The following is a 15,685-nucleotide window of genomic DNA, read 5'->3' as shown; positions in this document are numbered from 1 at the left end:
TCAGCGCAGGCTCCACAGATGGTGGTATTGCAGGAACACCTGCAGCGCGGTGCCGCTGGCAATGGCGAAGGCGTAGGCCAGCTTGCCGGTGGCTGGCGGCGGTTCGGCGATCGTGGCGGCGCCGCCGGCAAGGCTGTGCAGCAGCGCGCCCAGCATCATGTGATAGGTGTTGCGCAGCACCAGGCGCAGGCGGCGGCCTGCCAGCGCGGCGGCCAGGGCCAGCACGCCGCCGCACAGGAAGGTCAGCAGGGCCGCTTCCAGCACCGCATCGGGGCCGAGGAAGGCGCCGCACATGGCCATCAATTTGACGTCGCCGGCGCCGAGGGCGCGCAGCAGGTACATGGGCAGCAGCAGGGCCAGTCCGGCGCCGGCGCCGGCCAGCGCCTGCAGCAGGCCCAGGCCGCCGAAGGAGGCGTCGAACAGGCCGTCGCCGGATGGCACGAAGCTGTTCAGGATCAGCCCAGCCAGCGTACCCCACAGCACCAGCAGGTTGGGGATGCGGCGCGTGCGCAGGTCGTGCCACAGCGCGGCGGCAAGCAGGGTGGCCAGCACGGCCAGGCACAGCAGCATGGGCAGGCGGGCGCTCATGATGTCAGTCCTCCCTTGCTCAGACAGGGCGCCGTGGCCAGGTTCATGGCGGGGGCTGCGGCCTGGCTGCCCAGCATGCGTCCCACCAGGTGCCACACCAGCGCCGCGCCGGCCGCACCCACATAACCGTCGAGCGCATAGTGCCAGCCCAGGTGGATGGAGCCGAGCAGGATCAGCACGGCGAAGGCGGACAGGGCGAGCCCGGCGGCGCGGCTCACTTTCCAGCCCATGATCGCCATCAGCACGGCCGTGGCCACATGCATGCTGGGCATGGCGGAGATGCCCAGTTCGCCGTTCGTGCCCTTGCTTTGATAGCCTTGCCACAGCATGTCCTGCACTTGCAGGGCCCACACGGGGACGTGCTGGTTGGCGTCATGCAGGTAGGCCATCAGCGGCGCATACGGGTCGCTGGCGTGCAGGTGGCCGTAGTAGCAGGGGCCGACCGAGGCAAACAGCACGGCCAGGATGCTGCCCAGGGCGATCCAGGTCAGCGCAAAGCTGAGCAGGAACTGCATGCGCAGCAGCGGCCGGCGGGTATCGAGGATGAGCCAGTACAGGATGGCGTAGAACAGGAAGAACCAGAAGTGGTAACTGAAGTTGAGCAGGCCCGTGATGAGCGGGTGGCCCAGCAGCGGCTGCAGCCTTTCCCATGGGGCCTTGCCGCCATGCAGCGCCATGTCCCAGGCGGACAGGCTGGCATCCCAGGTGTACGGATGCAGGCGGGGGATGGCGGCCTTGAAGACGGTGAAGCTGGAGGCGAATATGGGGATCAGCAGCATGGCTGGCAGCGCGTGCAGCAGGCGCTCGTTGCTCAGGTAGCGGCGCAGATCGTGGTACAGATAGTGGCACAGGCGGTGCGGGCGTTTCACCACCATGACATGGATGGTGTAGCCGCACAGGATGAAGACGGGGCCCGTGAGGATGGCCACGAGGAAGCCGGCCAGTACGTTGAGGGTGTCCGAGGCGCTGGGCAGGCCGCCGGCCAGCAGTGCGGCGGCGGCGGCATACAGCAGCACGATCAGCAGCAGGGCGCGGTGGGTGCGCAGCGAGGCGCGCAGGGTATTCATGACAGGGCCAGGACCACTTGGTCCTTGACGTAGACAAACAGCAGCTTGACCTGGTCACCGAGCAGGGTGATCGTGATCACCAGCACTGCCGCGATCAGGCCCGCCAGCAGCGCGTACTCGATCGCCGTGACGGCGGACTCGTCGGATAAACGGCTGAAGAGAGTTTTCACGATGGGCCTCTGATAGGTGAGCAGGGGGAAACTTGCCTGTGGCGTTGACCTGGCGGTAACCGGACTGGCGACGTGCCAGCCCGGAGTACCGTGTTCAGGCGGCAGCGGTATTGGCGGAGGTGAGCTTGGTGCCGATGGTGCTGAACGTTTTTTTCAGCTGCGTGCCGACGATGGTGACGGCAGCGATGATCACTACGGCAATCAGGGCAGCGATCAGGCCATACTCGATTGCGGTGACGCCATCTTCTTCGCGGATAAAGTTTTTGATGAGGTTCATGACAACTCCTGGTGGTGGTTAAGGTACAGCGGTGGGTAAAACGGCATGGCAGCGTTGCTTCCTGGCGCACTCATGGACTTTCGCCCAGTGCCAGCAGTCCGATGATGCAGACCACCGCCATGAGGGCCGCCACAAGTGCATAGCGGTAGAACGCAGCCTTTTCCTTGCCCTGTAAATAGGTGATCAGGGCTGTCGGAAGAAACTTGTCAAAGCGCATGCTGTGCTCCGTGTTGTGGTGGGCCGCGCGGTGATTTGCACTCCGGTAAATCCACTATAGAAGTCGGCACCTTGATCTACATCAGAAGAACATCCTTTTATTGCGAGGAGGAACTGCTTGTTTTTTCCGTGACAATTGTCATGGTCGAGTTTGGCGTGCAGGGGCGAAGGGAGGCCATGCCGGTGGCTGGCGCAGGGAGGTGGCGGGGAAGGGCGTGCGCGGCCGTGCAGTGGCCGGGCAGGGGGAACGGCGTCAGGCGCCGGGCGGCAATTGGCCCAGCTGGTGCTTGGTGGCGTAGGCGTACAGTTCCAGGCGGTTGTACACGCCCAGCTTGCGGTAGATCGACGTCAGGTGATTGCGCAAGGTGTGTTCGGAGATGAACAGCTGGTCCGCCAGCAGCTTGGCCGGCGTGCCGCTGCCGTGCACCAGCGCGGCGATGATCTTTCTTTCCTTGAGGGTCAGGCTGGCGACGGCGATGGCTTGCGCCGACCCGCCGCCGGGCTGGGTCAGCTGCGTGAGCATGCGTCCCAGCATCGCGTGTTCCAGCCACAGTTCGCCCTGGTACACCTTTTCGATGGCTTTCAAGACCATTTCCGCCGGCGCGTCCTTGCTGACGATGCCGCGCGCGCCTTTCAGTACCGTCTGGTCCAGGATGGCCTGGTCGTGGCTGGCCGTCAGCACCAGCACGCGCGTGCTGCCGCACTGCGCCAGCGCGGGCAGGATGGCCAGCGAGCTGATGCCGCCCAGGTCCAGGTCCAGCACGATCACATCCGGTTGCAGCGCCTTCGCCTGCTCCAGCGCCTCGGCGCTGTCGGAGGCCGTGGCGACCACGCGCATGCCCGAGTGCTCGCCGCCGATCAGCCGCTCCAGGCCCCACAGCATGGTCTTGTGATCGTCCACCAGCATGACGCTGATGACATGGCCGGCCGGAGGGATGTGGCGTAAGTCATTCATATGGGGATCTCGATCTGCACGGAGGTGTTGCCCAGCATGCCATGCGTGACGCGGGCGGTGCCGCCCAGGGCGGCGGCGCGCTCGGCCAGCGAGTCGGGCAGGAAGTCGGGGACGTGCGCGGCGGCGCATTCGTTGTCGATGCTGATGTGCAACGCGCCCTGCACGCAGGTCAGCTTGACGGCGCCATGGCGCGCCGACGTATGCTTGCGGATATTGCTCATGCCTTCGTTGACGATCTGGAACACTTCGGCCGCCAGGCGGTCGTTGATGTGCAGGTCGCCTTCGATATGCAGGGCGATGTCGATGCCATAGAATTCGCGGATCTGCGTGGCCTGGCGGCGCAGCGCGACCAGCAGTTCCGGCTCGCTTTGCACTTGCCCATTCTTGAACGTGCGCGCATAGCTGCGCAGGTCGGTGATCACCTGGCCCGACATGATGATCAGCTTTTCCAGCTCGGGCAGCAGCGGGTTGCCCGGCGTGGCTTCGTTGCGCAGGGCGGCCAGGCCATGGCGCAAGCCGATATACGGCTGCACGGCCGTGTCATGCAAGTCGCGCGCGATCTTTTCGCGCTCGCGCGAGGCCGCCTGCGATGCCAGACGGTCGAGCAGATCGATGTTTTCAATGACGGGGAACGCCTGCGCGCCGATATGACTGAGAAACAGGGCGTCCGTCTTGCTCATGCTGGTGGCGGACACGATGAAGATGCGCCCTTTGCCATTGCGCAAAGGCAGCGGCGCGCTGATGAAGGCGTGCGCTTCGAGCAGTTCGGCCAAGCGGCCGCCTGCCGCGTCGTCGTGCCGCAGCCAGCGCCCGCTGTCGGGCTCGAGCATGCGCGCGCCGCCTGACCATGGCAGCCAGCGGCCGGCGGGCTGGTTGTACAGGGCGATCTTGTCGTACGGGAAAGCGAGCAGGGGACTGGCCGCGTCGTCGCTGAGGATCGAACTCGTATGCACGACGCCCGTGCCCGTATGAATTACGCTGCGCAGCGACCAGACCCGCGTGCCCTTGTCCTGCATGATCAGCAGGCAACTGCGGCCGTTGAAATAACTGCGGGTTTTTTCCAGCACCGAGGTGATGGTCTGGTCGACGCCGAAGCGCGGATTGGACAGCTGGCTGACATCGCGCAGCAGCGCCAGGTGGCTGCGCTGGGTGATGGCCGAGCCGCCCCAGTAGGCGATCATGTAGCCGAGCGCCAGCAGGAAGGTGGTGCGCAATAGCAGGCGCGACAGTTCCGCATCCGTTTCGCCGAACAGGGCGGTGGCGGCAAACAGGCCGGCTGAGGCCAGGGTGACGCGCGCGCCTTCTTCGAAGCCCCGCTGGAACGACGAGGTCAGGATGGCAAAGAAAAAGAACAGGAAGAATAAATTGTTGTGGCTGCTGGTGGAAAACACGATCAGCGCATACCAGGCCACGTCCAGCCAGTACAGCAAGATATCCTGCGGCAGGCTGAGGCCCAGCAGGGTCAGCAAATAGAGCAGCAGGCTGTGCATGGTGTAGGCGGAAAAGATCAGCCAGGTGATCTTGCTCAGCTTGCCGGCGCTTTCGGGGTCGATGAACAGGGTCAGCAAGGTAGCGCTCGACAGCAGCAGGCGCATGCCGTTCACCATGGTCGTATCCATGCCGGCACCCGGCAAGCCGGATATGAGGGGAGGATCGAGATTCACAAGCGCTCCTGGCCATGTCCCGCATGGGTGGGCCATGCGCAGGGATAGATACCACAGATAAATTCTTGTTATTGTTGCTGCAATCAGTGACGAGTCTACGCACACGCCGTAAAGATGTCTACTGGAATCATTTGTCCTGCGTTGCTTTTTTTATAGCGGCTGCGCCATCACGCGGTTGCGCCCGGCGCCCTTGGCCTGGTACAAGGCGCGGTCGGCGGCGCCGATCAGGGCGGAGATGGCCAGCGGCTGCTGCGGGTACTGCGTGGCGATGCCGATGCTGACCGTGATGTGCTTGACTTCATTGCCCGTCTTGGCATGCGGAATGCGCAGGTCGGCCGCATGCTGGCGGATCGCCTCGGCCATGCGCAGCGCCTGCGCCGCGTCCGTATCGGGCAGGATGGCGGCAAACTCTTCGCCGCCATAGCGGGCCAGCAAGTCGGTGGGGCGCTGCAGCATGGCGGCCAGCTCGGCCGCCACGCGGATCAGGCAATCATCGCCCTGCTGATGGCCGTAATGGTCGTTGTAATCCTTGAAATGGTCGATGTCGATCATCAGCAGCGACAGCGGGCTGCTGGTGCGCATGGCGCGCCGCACTTCCTTCTCGATCGCCACGTCGAAGTGGCGGCGGTTGGCGATGCCCGTCAAGCCGTCGGAAAAGGTTTGCGAACGCAAGACCATGGTCTGTTCGCGCAGCAGCTTTTCGCGTCCCACGGCGATGGTGACGTCATTGATCTGGATCAGGCAGTGGCGCGGCGAATCGGGTAAATTGATCGGTGTGACGGCGATGGCTTGCTGCATGCGTTCCTCGCCGTCGTTGCCGCCCGTGGCCGCGCCATGCGTGTACAGCGCAAACGGCGCCTTGTGCAGGGTTTGCGACAGCAGCGACTGGAAATTGTCGCGCAGGGCCTGGGTGATGGCCGAATCGATGCGCTTGTGCCGCATTTCCGGGAAGACGGCGAAGAAATCCTGGCCCAGCACGGCGTCGGCCTGGCGGGCCGAGTGGCGCGCCATCCAGCTGTTCCACAGCACGATGCGGTGCTCTTCATCGAGCACGATGGCGCCCAGGTTCACGGCGCCGAGTATGCTCTCGAGCAGGGCGAGTCGATGTAATGCATCCGGCATGATCGTCACGCCTGTCCCAGGACCTTGGCCAGGTAGCGGCTGACCTGCTGTTTCAGGTCGTGCAGGGCGGACAGGTCGAGCACGAATGCCACATAGCCATGGATCTGGTGCTTGGACAGCACGAAGTCGATATGCAGCATCAGCACGACGGCTTCGTCATCCTGGCCGCCGAACGAGGACAGGATTTCTGCACTGGTGCCCACGTGGTACAGGGGCAGCGAGCCATGCAGTTCGCTGTCGAACAGGTTGGCCAGGGTTCCGACGCAGGAGTTGAGGATGATGTTGCCGATCTCGCTCATCGCCTCCTGTTCCATCTCCGTCAGTTCCTGCAGCGGCATGGCGTCGCCCACCATCAGGCGCACGATTTCCAGGCTCTTGTCCTCGGGAAACATCAGGATGGCTTCGGTGGCGAAAGCGCCATCGTAATGCTGGCTGACGCCGCAGATGCGTTCGCCATCCTTCTTGCTGCCCAGCAAGGCGGCCGCGTCGGCACGGTTCAGGAAGGTGATCGACGGCACCGACATGGTGACTTCTTCATTCACGATCTCGCTCATGGCCGCCGCCGCATGGCCCACCCCGATGTTGAATATCTCTACCAGGGCATCATTCTCGAGTTCGGAAAGATTGACCATGCTCACAGTCCCAGTGATTCGATCAGCTGGTGGATGCGCGTTTCCGTGATCGGTTTTTCCATGAAGCCGACGCCCAATTCGCTGGCGCGGTTGCGGGTGGCGTTCTGCACATTGGCCGTGACGAGAATGATGTGCGTCTGCGGGCACAGCGCGCGCAATTGTTCCGCCGCCGCGATGCCGCCCATGCCGGGCATGTTGACATCCAGTAGTATCAGCACAGGGGTGGCGGTCTTGACTTTTTCCAGGGCTTCCTCACCCGTCGCCGCCTCAATCACTTGCCAGTCGGCATGTTTGCTGAGGATGAACTGATGCGACATCAAACGTGAAACCCGGCTGTCATCGACAACAAGTACCTGTTTACTGTGATTCATGTGCTATTCCTGAAACGTCATATCGGTCAATCGTGCCATTTTCGCATATTTTAAAGGGCATAGAGTGTAAATGGACGCGCAATTGCCTTAGGGCAAGGTTTTCGCGCTTGCCTGTTGTATCGAGGCGCGTTGTCGGTCATGATGTCCGGCTGGCCGGGCTGGCAATCCGTTAAAATAGCGCCATTCCTCACTTTAGCCTGAATGCCATGACCCAAGACGAATTGAAGCAAGCCGTAGCCCGCGCCGCCATCGACTACGTAGTAACAGGTGAAATCATCGGCGTCGGCACCGGTTCCACCGCCAATTTCTTCATCGATGAACTGGCCAAGATCAAGGACAGCATCAAGGGCACGGTTGCGTCGTCCGAAGCGACGGCCGCGCGCCTGGCCGGCCATGGCATTCCCGTCTTCGACTTGAACGATGTCGAGTCGATCGCCGTCTACATCGACGGCGCCGATGAAATCACGGCCAGCGGCGCCATGATCAAGGGCGGCGGCGCGGCATTGACGCGTGAAAAGATCGTTGCTTCCGTATCCAAACAGTTCGTCTGCATCGCCGACGGCTCCAAGCTGGTGGAAACCCTGGGCGCCTTCCCGCTGCCGGTGGAAGTGGTGCCGATGGCGCGCGCTGCCGTCTCGCGCCAGCTGGCCGCGCTGGGCGGCACGCCCCGCCTGCGCCTGAAGGCAGGCACTACCGAAGCGTTCATTACGGATAACGGCGGCGAGATCATCGACGTGCTGGGCTTGAAAATTGCCGACCCGGTGGCGCTGGAACAGCAGATCAACCAGATCGTCGGCGTCATCGCTGTCGGCCTGTTCGCCGTGCGCGGCGCCAACGTTTGCCTGCTGGGCATGCCGGAAGGCGTGCGTACCCTGGCGTACTAAGATGATAGCCGGCGTTCGCCGGCATAGATGTGTTAAACGGCGGCCCCTTGCGGGCCGCTTGTCATGTGTGCCTGGCGGTACACGGCCACGGTGCGCAGCAAGCCGCCGAGGAAGATGCCGCTGAAGCAGCCATAGGCGAGGCAGACAGGTACGATGAAGCTGGCCGCATGGGCATAGGCGGGGGCGATGGCCAGGGTCACGGCGACTGCATATTTCATGCAGAAAATGCTCATCATCAAGATCATGGGTACCCAGCTGCCGGGGCGCTGCACGCTGCCCCGCTGGGGAATGGCCACGATGGTGTCTGTCTTGGTCAGCGACCATGCCAGCGCCGCGCCGGCCAGGGCGCCGGCGACCCAGGCGAACGGCGCCACGCCGGCCAAGCCGAAACTGCCATGCACGCCGCTCAGCGACAGGGCCAGCATGACGAGCGGAATGATGCACAGCTTGCGCAAGGTCACTTCGCGGGCGCGGCTGGCCAGCACGCCGCGGTAGACGAGAAAGCCCAGGATGGCCCAGACGTAGAGGGGAGTGTGGCTGAAGATTTGCTGCAACATGGTGTCCGCCTTGGTGTGAGGTTGTCGATGGACGTACTGTGCCAGCCGGCGGCGTGGGCGGCGAGCGGCTTGCGACGAAACGGGGAGGCGGTGCCGTGAAACGGAGGGGAACGGCGTGAAACGAAGGTGAAACTGCCCGTGACGTGGTCACGGGCAAGCGATACAGCTTATTCCGTAGGTGGAACGTAACCCATGGCCGCATCGGCGCCATCGCCGAAGAAATGCTTTTCCATCTGCGTGGCCAGGTATTTGCGGGCGCGCGCGTCGGCCAGGTTCAGGCGGTTTTCATTGACCAGCATGGTCTGGTGCTTGAGCCAGGCAGCCCACGCTTCCTTCGACACGGATTCGTAAATCTTCTTGCCCAGTTCGCCCGGGTACGGCGGGAAATCCAGTCCTTCGGCTTCCTTGTTGAGTTTGATGCAGTGGATCGTGCGGGCCATCTGTGCTCCTGAATCAGTGTAGAGATAAAGCGTGATTATAAGGCACTTTGCGCCTGCCCTCGCGGGGCCGTCGCGGCCTGGCGACAAGCCGTTTGCCGCGCCCTTGCGCTGGATCAAATTTGATCTGCGCCGCCCTAGCTAGTAAGATGCCTTATCGCGCCAGCCGCTGGCGGCGCCTCTTCCAACCAAGTAGTAGCAATTAACCAATATGGAATCCCTATGACCTCAGTGAAAGTCCATGGCATCGATGTCAGCAATACAGGCAGCTTTGCGCTGTTTGGCGGCATCAACGTGCTCGAATCGCGCGATCTCGCCATGCGCGCTTGCGAAGAATACGTGCGCGTCACGCAAAAACTGGGCATTCCATATGTGTTCAAGGCCAGTTTCGACAAGGCCAACCGTTCATCGATTCATTCCTACCGCGGTCCGGGCCTGGAAGAAGGCATGCGCATCTTCCAGGACGTGAAGGCGGCGTTCGGCGTGCCCGTGATTACCGACGTGCATGAACCATGGCAGGCGCAGCAGGTGGCCGAAGTGGTGGACGTGCTGCAATTGCCCGCCTTCCTGGCGCGCCAGACGGACCTCGTCGTGGCCCTGGCGAAAACCGGTAAAGTCATCAACATCAAGAAGCCGCAATTCCTCAGTCCTGGCCAGATGGCCAATATCGTCGAGAAATTCAAGGAAGCGGGCAACGATCAATTGATCCTGTGCGACCGCGGTACCTGCCTCGGCTACGACAACCTGGTGGTCGACATGCTGGGCTTTGGCGTCATGAAGAAGACGTGCGACGACTTGCCGATCATCTTCGACGTCACGCATGCGCTGCAGCAACGCGACCCCGGCGGCGCCGCTTCGGGCGGCCGCCGCCAGCAAGTGGCGGACCTGGCCCGCGCCGGCCTGGCTGTCGGCATCGCCGGTCTGTTCCTGGAAGCCCATCCCGACCCTGACAACGCCCGCTGCGACGGCCCCAGCGCCTTGCCGCTGGACCAACTGGAGCCGTTCCTGGCGCAATTGAAGGCGCTCGACGACCTGGTCAAGTCGTTTGCCCCGCTGAACATCAAGTAATGGTGTTTCAGTAATGATGTTTCAGTAAAGAAAAAGCCCGGCATGCCGGGCTTTTTCAGTTTTACAGTGTCTTGATCAGCACCTGGGATTTACGTTGCCAGTTATACATATGCTGGCGGTCCTTCGGCAAATCGTCGACCGTGGCCGGCACGAAGCCCCGTTTCTTGAACCAGTGCGAGGTGCGCGTGGTCAGCACGAACAGCTTGTTCAGGCCGGCGGCGCGCGCGCGGTTTTCCATGTGTTTCAGGATGCGCTCGCCATCGCCTTGGGCTTGCACTTCCGGGTTCACCGTCAAACATGCCATTTCTGCCATCTTTTGCGCGGGGAACGGGTACAGGGCGGCGCAGCCGAAGATCACGCCATCATGCTCGATGACGGAGAAATAATCGATTTCGCGCTCGATCAGCTCGCGGCCCCGCTTCACCAAAGTGCCGTCCGCTTCCAGCGGCTCGATCAGTTTGATGATGCCGCCCACGTCTTCGATAGTGGCCTGGCGCAAGCTTTCCAGGTTTTCATGGCTGATCATGGTGCCCACGCCATCATGGGTAAACAATTCCAGCAGGGCGGAACCGTCCATCGAGAACGGCACGATGTGCGAGCGCTCGACGCCGTTGTGGCATGCTTTGACGCAATGTTTCAAATAAAACGCCGTGGCATCGGGCAAGAAGCCGGCCATCAGCACGGCTTCGGCCTGGTGCGACGACAGTTCGCGGATTTCCACGCCCGTCGCGTCTTCCATCATCGGTGTTTCCGTAATGAAAATCAGCTTGTCTGCGTGCAGGGCGATGGCGGCGCTGCAGGCCACGTCTTCCATGGTCAGGTTGAACGCTTCACCGGTGGGCGAAAAGCCCAGCGGCGACAGCAGCACCAGGCCGTCCGAACCGAGGATGGAATGGATGGTTTCGGCGTCGACCTTGCGCGTGATGCCCGTCAGTTCCAGGTCCACGCCATCGATCACGCCCAGCGGGCGCGCCGTGATGAAGTTGCCGGAAATGATACGGATGGCCGCATGCGACATGGGCGTGTTCGGCAAGCCCTGGCTGAACGCGGCCTCGATATCGAGGCGCAGCTCGCCGGCGGCTTCCTTCGCGCATTCCAGCGCGGCGATATCCGTGATGCGCACGCCGTTGTGGAAGCGGCCTTCGACGTTACGCAAGGCCAGTTGTTCCGCCACCTGCGGCCGCGAGCCGTAGACGACGGTGACATTGATGTCCAGCGCATGCAGCAAGGACAAATCATGGGCCAGCACCTGCAGCGCCCCGGCGCTGACGAGTTCACCGGGGAAGGCGACCACGAAGGTCTTGCCGCGAAAGGCGTGGATGTAGGGCGCGACTGAGCGCAGCCATTGGACGAATTGGGTAGGGTTTTCCATTAAGCGCATTATAATTCGCTGCGCGATGTGCGCGCTTAAAATACCTGTAAAAAACAATGTCTTCAGCCAGCAATAAGTCTTCCCCTCCTTCCACCGTTGCAAATGTGCCCGCCAGCGGGGATGTTTCCGCGCCTGCGCAGGGCCGCCAGCGCCCGCCCGTGAGCCAGCAAAGGCAGCAAGCGCCGCGCGCGGAACAGCAAAAACAGCAACAGCAGCAGCGATCGGGAGAGGGCAAGCCCCAGGCCGCGCGTCCGCCGCGCGAGGGGCAGGAAAGCCGCGAAGCCCGCGATGCGGCCCGTGCCGCGCGCGAAGCGGAAAAGGCTTTCCGCAACCCGCTGCCGCCGATCACGTATCCGGAAGACTTGCCCGTCTCGGGCCGGCGCGAAGAAATCGCCAAGGCCTTGATGGAAAACCAGGTGATCATCGTCTCGGGCGAGACGGGTTCCGGCAAGACGACCCAATTGCCGAAGATTTGCCTGGAACTGGGACGCGGCCAGAAGGGCTTGATCGGCCACACGCAGCCGCGCCGCATCGCCGCCTCATCGACGGCCAAGCGCATCGCGCAGGAACTGGGCACGCCGCTGGGCGAAACCGTGGGTTTCAAGGTGCGCTTTGCCGACACCTTGACGAAGGGCGCGTCCGTCAAGCTGATGACGGACGGTATCTTGCTGGCCGAGACGCAGACCGACCCGTTGTTGAAAAATTACGACACCATCATCATCGATGAAGCGCACGAACGCAGCCTGAACATCGATTTCCTGCTCGGCTATCTGAAGCAGTTGCTGCCGCGCCGGCCGGATTTAAAGATCATCATCACGTCGGCGACCATCGATGCGGAACGCTTTGCGCGCCATTTCGGCACGCCGGAAAAGCCGGCGCCCGTGATCGAAGTGTCGGGCCGTTTGTACCAGGTGGAAGTGCGCTACCGCCCCGTGGAGCGCGAACAGGTGGCCATGCCGGGTGCCGGCGCGAATGCGGACAAGCCGGGCCAGCGCACGGCTGCCGCGCGCGAAAAGCGCGACTTGATGGATGCCGTCGTCGATGGCGTGGAAGAGCTGTGCCGCATCGGTTCGGGCGACGTGCTGGTGTTCTTGCCGGGCGAGCGCGAAATCCGCGACTGTGCCGAAGCGCTGCGCAAGCACCATCCGCCGCACGTGGAGATTTTACCGCTGTTTGCCCGCCTGTCGGCCGAAGAGCAGGAGCGCGTGTTCAAGACCAGCAATGCGCGCCGCATCGTGCTGGCCACCAACGTGGCGGAAACCTCGCTGACGGTGCCCGGCATCCGCTACGTGGTCGACGCGGGCCTGGCGCGGGTGAAGCGCTACAGCTACCGCAACAAGGTCGAGCAGCTGCAGGTTGAGCCGATCGCCCAGTCGGCCGCCAACCAGCGCGCCGGGCGTTGCGGCCGCGTGGCCGACGGCGTCTGCATCCGCCTGTACGAAGAGCAGGATTATCTGCTGCGCCCGAAATTCACGGAACCGGAAATCCTGCGTTCCTCGCTGGCGGCCGTCATCCTGCGCATGAAGTCATTGCACCTGACGGACGTGGAAACCTTCCCCTTCATCGAGCCGCCGCTGGCACGCGCGGTGGCCGACGGCTATCAGCTGCTGCAGGAGCTGGGCGCCGTCGATGAAGTCAATAAACTCACGCCGCTGGGTAACAAGCTGGCCAAGCTGCCGCTGGACCCGCGCGTGGGCCGCATGATCCTGGCCGCGCTCGACAACGCCTGCCTGACGGAAGTGCTGATCGTCGCCTCGGCCCTGTCCGTGCAAGACCCGCGCGACCGCCCGATGGAGCATCAGCAGGCGGCCGACGAGGCACATAAGAAGTTTGCCGATGAAAAGTCGGAATTCCTCAGCTATCTGAAAATCTGGCGCTGGTTCGAATCCGCCATCGAGCACAAGAAAACCAACCGCCAGCTGCAAGACAATTGCCGCACGAATTTCCTGTCGCAGATGCGCTTGCGCGAATGGCGCGACGTGCACTCGCAGTTGTTGACCATCGTCAAGGAACAGGGCTGGCGCCTGAACGAAGCACCCGCCACCTATGATAATCTGCACATGGCCTTGCTGACTGGCTTGCTGGGCAATATCGGCTTCAAGGGCGAGGACGAGCCGGGCGCGGGCTACCTGGGCGCGCGCGGCATCAAGTTCCATATCTGGCCTGGTTCCTCGCTGCTGAAAAAGCCGGGCAAGTGGATCATGGCGGCCGAGCTGGTCGACACGACGCGTTTGTACGCGCGCTGCGTGGCGCAGATCCAGCCCGAATGGCTGGAAAAGGTGGGCGAGCACCTGCTGAAGAAATCGTGGGGCGAGCCGCGCTGGGAAAAACGCTCGGCGCAGGTGACGGCGTCCGAACGGGCTACTCTGTATGGCCTGGTGGTGTACAGCCAGCGCCGCATCAATTACGGCAATTTCAACTTGCCGGAAGCGCGCGAAATCTTCATCCGCGACGCCCTCGTGGGCGGCGACTTCGACACGCGCGCGCCGTTCTTTGCGCACAATCATAAACTGATCAAGGACATCGAAAACCTCGAGCACAAATCGCGCCGCCTGGACGTGCTGGTCGACGATGAACTGATCGCCGCCTTCTACGACAAATTGCTGCCGGCGGACGTGTGCAATGGCGCCGGTTTCGAGAAATGGCATAAAGAGGCCATACGCGAGAATCCGAAGCTGCTGTACCTGAACCGCGAAGAGCTGATGCGCCACGAGGCGGCCGGCGTGACCACCGACCTGTTCCCGAAAACCATGTCCGTGACGGGCCTGGAAATGGGCCTCACGTACCATTTCGAGCCGGGCAGCGTGCGCGATGGCGTGACGTTGTCGGTACCCCTGTATGCCTTGAACCAGTTGCCGCGCGAACGCTGCGAATGGCTGGTGCCGGGCATGCTGAAGGAAAAAGTGCATCTGCTGCTCAAATCGCTGCCGCAAAAGCTGCGTCGCCACTGCGTGCCGCTGCCCGATTACGCGGCCAAGTTCTGCGAGCGCGTGCATGCAGCGGGCGTGTTTGGCCGCGGCGATCTTGTAGACGCCATCATCCTCGACATCCGCACGCAGATCACGATCAATGTGCTGACGACGGATTTCAAGCCGGAAACCTTGCCTGCCCATCACTTTATGAATTTCAAGGTGATCGACGAGCACGGCCGCCAGCTGGACATGGGCCGCAACCTGGCCACTTTGCAGGCGGAATTCGGCGGCCAGGCGCGCCAGAGTTTCCAGAAACTGGCCGAAGTGTCGGGCGTGTCCGGCACGGGTACGCCCGGTGCCAAGGTGGCGGGCGCGCAAGTGGCGTCGCGGCTGCAGGCGCAGGCGCAGGGCGCCAACGCGGCGGCAGGCAAGGGCGGTGCGCCGGCCAAAGGCGCTGCCGCTGCTGCGGCGCCGGCGTCAGGCAATGCCACCGTTTCGCAGCACATGGGCTTGACGGGCTGGACCTTTGGCGAATTGCCGGAGTTGCTCGAAATCGTGCAAGGCAAGCTGACCCTGATCGGCTTCCCCGCGCTGGTCGACAAGGGCACGCATTGCGACTTGGAAGTGTTCGATGACCCGACGGTGGCCGCCCGCACGCACAAGGTGGGGTTGCGTCGCCTGTTCGCGCTGCAGATGAAGGAGCAGATCAAGTACGTCGAGAAAAGCATCCCCGGTTTGCAGCAGATGGGCATGCAATTCATGGCCCTCGGTTCGCAGGAAGAGTTGCGCGAGCAAATCATCAACAAGGCGCTCGATATTGCTTGCCTGCAAGATCCGCTGCCGCTGGACGCCGCCTCGTTCGCCAAGCGCCAGGCGGAGGGCAAGTCGCGCCTGGTCTTGCTGGTCAATGAAATCGCCCGTTTGCTGTCGCAAGTACTGACGGAATTCCACGGCTTGCCCAAGCGCCTGCAGAATATTCCTGCGGCGGCGGCCACCGATATCCAGTCGCAGTTGCAGGGACTCGTGCATAAGCGTTTCCTGACGGAAAACGAGTACACGCAGCTGGCGCACTTCCCCCGTTACTTAAAAGCGATCAACGTGCGCCTGGAAAAGCTGCGCGCCGACCCAGCGCGCGACACCAAGTTGATGGCCGAGTGGCAATCGGCGGCCGCGCCGTATTTGCGCCAGGCCAAGGACCGCCAGGCTGGCAAGAACACGGACCCGAAACTGGTCGACTTCCGCTGGATGCTGGAAGAGCTGCGCGTGTCGCTGTTCGCGCAGGAATTGCGCACGCCGATGCCTGTTTCGGCCAAGCGCCTGCAAAAGGTATGGGAGTCGATGCAGCGGTGATAGTACCTCTATAAACCTACTGCGCAACTCACTATTGCGTCGG

16 protein-coding genes are annotated in these 15,685 nt (G+C 62.7%); 3 read left to right on the top strand and 13 right to left on the bottom strand.

Annotation, left to right across the window (positions count from 1 at the left end; translation table 11 throughout):
* The 10 genes from O0879_RS12830 to O0879_RS12785 form a co-directional block, all read right to left on the bottom strand.
* Positions 1 to 588 carry an A24 family peptidase gene (locus O0879_RS12830; protein ID WP_289916774.1) on the bottom strand — a complete coding sequence of 196 codons (588 nt, stop codon included), beginning with the start codon at positions 586 to 588 and terminating at the stop codon, positions 1 to 3.
* Entirely contained in the window at positions 585 to 1,655 is a 1,071-nt protein-coding gene (locus O0879_RS12825) for a phosphatase PAP2 family protein (protein ID WP_251350350.1), read from the bottom strand. Before O0879_RS12825 ends, O0879_RS12830 begins: the two co-directional genes overlap by 4 nt.
* Positions 1,652 to 1,825 carry a Flp family type IVb pilin gene (locus O0879_RS12820; RefSeq protein ID WP_077407717.1) on the bottom strand — a complete coding sequence of 58 codons (174 nt, stop codon included), beginning with the start codon at positions 1,823 to 1,825 and terminating at the stop codon, positions 1,652 to 1,654. The genes O0879_RS12825 and O0879_RS12820 overlap by 4 nt, the downstream gene beginning before the upstream one ends.
* Before the next feature lie 94 nt (positions 1,826 to 1,919).
* Positions 1,920 to 2,102 carry a Flp family type IVb pilin gene (locus O0879_RS12815; protein WP_035821247.1) on the bottom strand — a complete coding sequence of 61 codons (183 nt, stop codon included), beginning with the start codon at positions 2,100 to 2,102 and terminating at the stop codon, positions 1,920 to 1,922.
* Positions 2,103 to 2,172: 70 nt separating this feature from the next.
* On the bottom strand, positions 2,173 to 2,319 hold the full coding sequence (locus O0879_RS12810; RefSeq protein WP_158300249.1) for a hypothetical protein: 147 nt from the start codon (positions 2,317 to 2,319) through the stop codon (positions 2,173 to 2,175).
* A gap of 252 nt (positions 2,320 to 2,571) precedes the next feature.
* Entirely contained in the window at positions 2,572 to 3,273 is a 702-nt protein-coding gene (locus O0879_RS12805) for a response regulator transcription factor (RefSeq protein ID WP_251350351.1), read from the bottom strand.
* A complete protein-coding gene (locus O0879_RS12800) occupies positions 3,270 to 4,937 on the bottom strand; it encodes a histidine kinase (protein ID WP_180278712.1) in 1,668 nt (555 codons plus the stop codon). Before O0879_RS12800 ends, O0879_RS12805 begins: the two co-directional genes overlap by 4 nt.
* A gap of 150 nt (positions 4,938 to 5,087) precedes the next feature.
* Positions 5,088 to 6,059, bottom strand: a complete 972-nt coding sequence (locus O0879_RS12795) for a diguanylate cyclase (RefSeq protein WP_289916771.1) — start codon at positions 6,057 to 6,059, stop codon at positions 5,088 to 5,090.
* A gap of 5 nt (positions 6,060 to 6,064) precedes the next feature.
* Positions 6,065 to 6,691 carry a chemotaxis protein CheC gene (locus O0879_RS12790; protein WP_034786994.1) on the bottom strand — a complete coding sequence of 209 codons (627 nt, stop codon included), beginning with the start codon at positions 6,689 to 6,691 and terminating at the stop codon, positions 6,065 to 6,067.
* Between the two features lie 2 nt (positions 6,692 to 6,693).
* A complete protein-coding gene (locus O0879_RS12785) occupies positions 6,694 to 7,062 on the bottom strand; it encodes a response regulator (RefSeq protein WP_077407710.1) in 369 nt (122 codons plus the stop codon).
* 206 nt (positions 7,063 to 7,268) lie between these two features.
* On the opposite strand from O0879_RS12785, the gene rpiA reads away from it, so the two are divergent.
* Positions 7,269 to 7,946 carry a ribose-5-phosphate isomerase RpiA gene (rpiA, locus tag O0879_RS12780; RefSeq protein ID WP_289916770.1) on the top strand — a complete coding sequence of 226 codons (678 nt, stop codon included), beginning with the start codon at positions 7,269 to 7,271 and terminating at the stop codon, positions 7,944 to 7,946.
* A 32-nt stretch (positions 7,947 to 7,978) separates the two neighbouring features.
* Here rpiA and O0879_RS12775 read toward each other — a convergent pair whose 3' ends face one another.
* The gene (locus O0879_RS12775; RefSeq protein WP_354670191.1) at positions 7,979 to 8,548 is read right to left on the bottom strand and encodes a DUF6622 family protein; all 570 of its coding nucleotides are present in this window, start codon (positions 8,546 to 8,548) and stop codon (positions 7,979 to 7,981) included.
* 122 nt (positions 8,549 to 8,670) lie between these two features.
* Positions 8,671 to 8,943: an oxidative damage protection protein gene (locus O0879_RS12770; protein ID WP_034750797.1), complete on the bottom strand. Its 273-nt coding sequence runs from the start codon at positions 8,941 to 8,943 to the stop codon at positions 8,671 to 8,673.
* A 219-nt stretch (positions 8,944 to 9,162) separates the two neighbouring features.
* Between O0879_RS12770 and kdsA the strand changes: the two genes are divergently transcribed.
* Positions 9,163 to 10,008, top strand: a complete 846-nt coding sequence (kdsA, locus tag O0879_RS12765; RefSeq protein WP_034750794.1) for a 3-deoxy-8-phosphooctulonate synthase — start codon at positions 9,163 to 9,165, stop codon at positions 10,006 to 10,008.
* Positions 10,009 to 10,069: 61 nt separating this feature from the next.
* Here kdsA and argA read toward each other — a convergent pair whose 3' ends face one another.
* Entirely contained in the window at positions 10,070 to 11,380 is a 1,311-nt protein-coding gene (gene argA, locus O0879_RS12760) for an amino-acid N-acetyltransferase (RefSeq protein ID WP_046685875.1), read from the bottom strand.
* Between the two features lie 56 nt (positions 11,381 to 11,436).
* Between argA and hrpA the strand changes: the two genes are divergently transcribed.
* Complete coding sequence (gene hrpA, locus O0879_RS12755) at positions 11,437 to 15,642, top strand: ATP-dependent RNA helicase HrpA (protein ID WP_289916768.1); 4,206 nt, start codon at positions 11,437 to 11,439, stop codon at positions 15,640 to 15,642.
* The last annotated feature ends 43 nt before the right edge of the window (positions 15,643 to 15,685 follow it).

The sequence above is a fragment of the Janthinobacterium sp. SUN120 genome (assembly GCF_030397735.1).
Taxonomy (GTDB): Bacteria; Pseudomonadota; Gammaproteobacteria; order Burkholderiales; family Burkholderiaceae_D; genus Janthinobacterium; species Janthinobacterium kumbetense.
This window is presented reverse-complemented; position numbering and strand designations above follow the sequence as displayed.

What these genes read in the sequence shown, in the direction of transcription:
- O0879_RS12810 (WP_158300249.1), bottom strand. Translation starts at nt 2,319, where the DNA reads ATGCGCTTTGACAAGTTTCTTCCGACAGCCCTGATCACCTATTTACAG.
- O0879_RS12790 (WP_034786994.1), bottom strand. Translation starts at nt 6,691, where the DNA reads ATGGTCAATCTTTCCGAACTCGAGAATGATGCCCTGGTAGAGATATTC.
- O0879_RS12805 (WP_251350351.1), bottom strand. Translation starts at nt 3,273, where the DNA reads ATGAATGACTTACGCCACATCCCTCCGGCCGGCCATGTCATCAGCGTC.
- O0879_RS12830 (WP_289916774.1), bottom strand. Translation starts at nt 588, where the DNA reads ATGAGCGCCCGCCTGCCCATGCTGCTGTGCCTGGCCGTGCTGGCCACC.
- O0879_RS12770 (WP_034750797.1), bottom strand. Translation starts at nt 8,943, where the DNA reads ATGGCCCGCACGATCCACTGCATCAAACTCAACAAGGAAGCCGAAGGA.
- rpiA (WP_289916770.1), top strand. Translation starts at nt 7,269, where the DNA reads ATGACCCAAGACGAATTGAAGCAAGCCGTAGCCCGCGCCGCCATCGAC.
- hrpA (WP_289916768.1), top strand. Translation starts at nt 11,437, where the DNA reads ATGTCTTCAGCCAGCAATAAGTCTTCCCCTCCTTCCACCGTTGCAAAT.
- O0879_RS12815 (WP_035821247.1), bottom strand. Translation starts at nt 2,102, where the DNA reads ATGAACCTCATCAAAAACTTTATCCGCGAAGAAGATGGCGTCACCGCA.
- argA (WP_046685875.1), bottom strand. Translation starts at nt 11,380, where the DNA reads ATGGAAAACCCTACCCAATTCGTCCAATGGCTGCGCTCAGTCGCGCCC.
- O0879_RS12795 (WP_289916771.1), bottom strand. Translation starts at nt 6,059, where the DNA reads ATGCCGGATGCATTACATCGACTCGCCCTGCTCGAGAGCATACTCGGC.
- kdsA (WP_034750794.1), top strand. Translation starts at nt 9,163, where the DNA reads ATGACCTCAGTGAAAGTCCATGGCATCGATGTCAGCAATACAGGCAGC.
- O0879_RS12785 (WP_077407710.1), bottom strand. Translation starts at nt 7,062, where the DNA reads ATGAATCACAGTAAACAGGTACTTGTTGTCGATGACAGCCGGGTTTCA.
- O0879_RS12825 (WP_251350350.1), bottom strand. Translation starts at nt 1,655, where the DNA reads ATGAATACCCTGCGCGCCTCGCTGCGCACCCACCGCGCCCTGCTGCTG.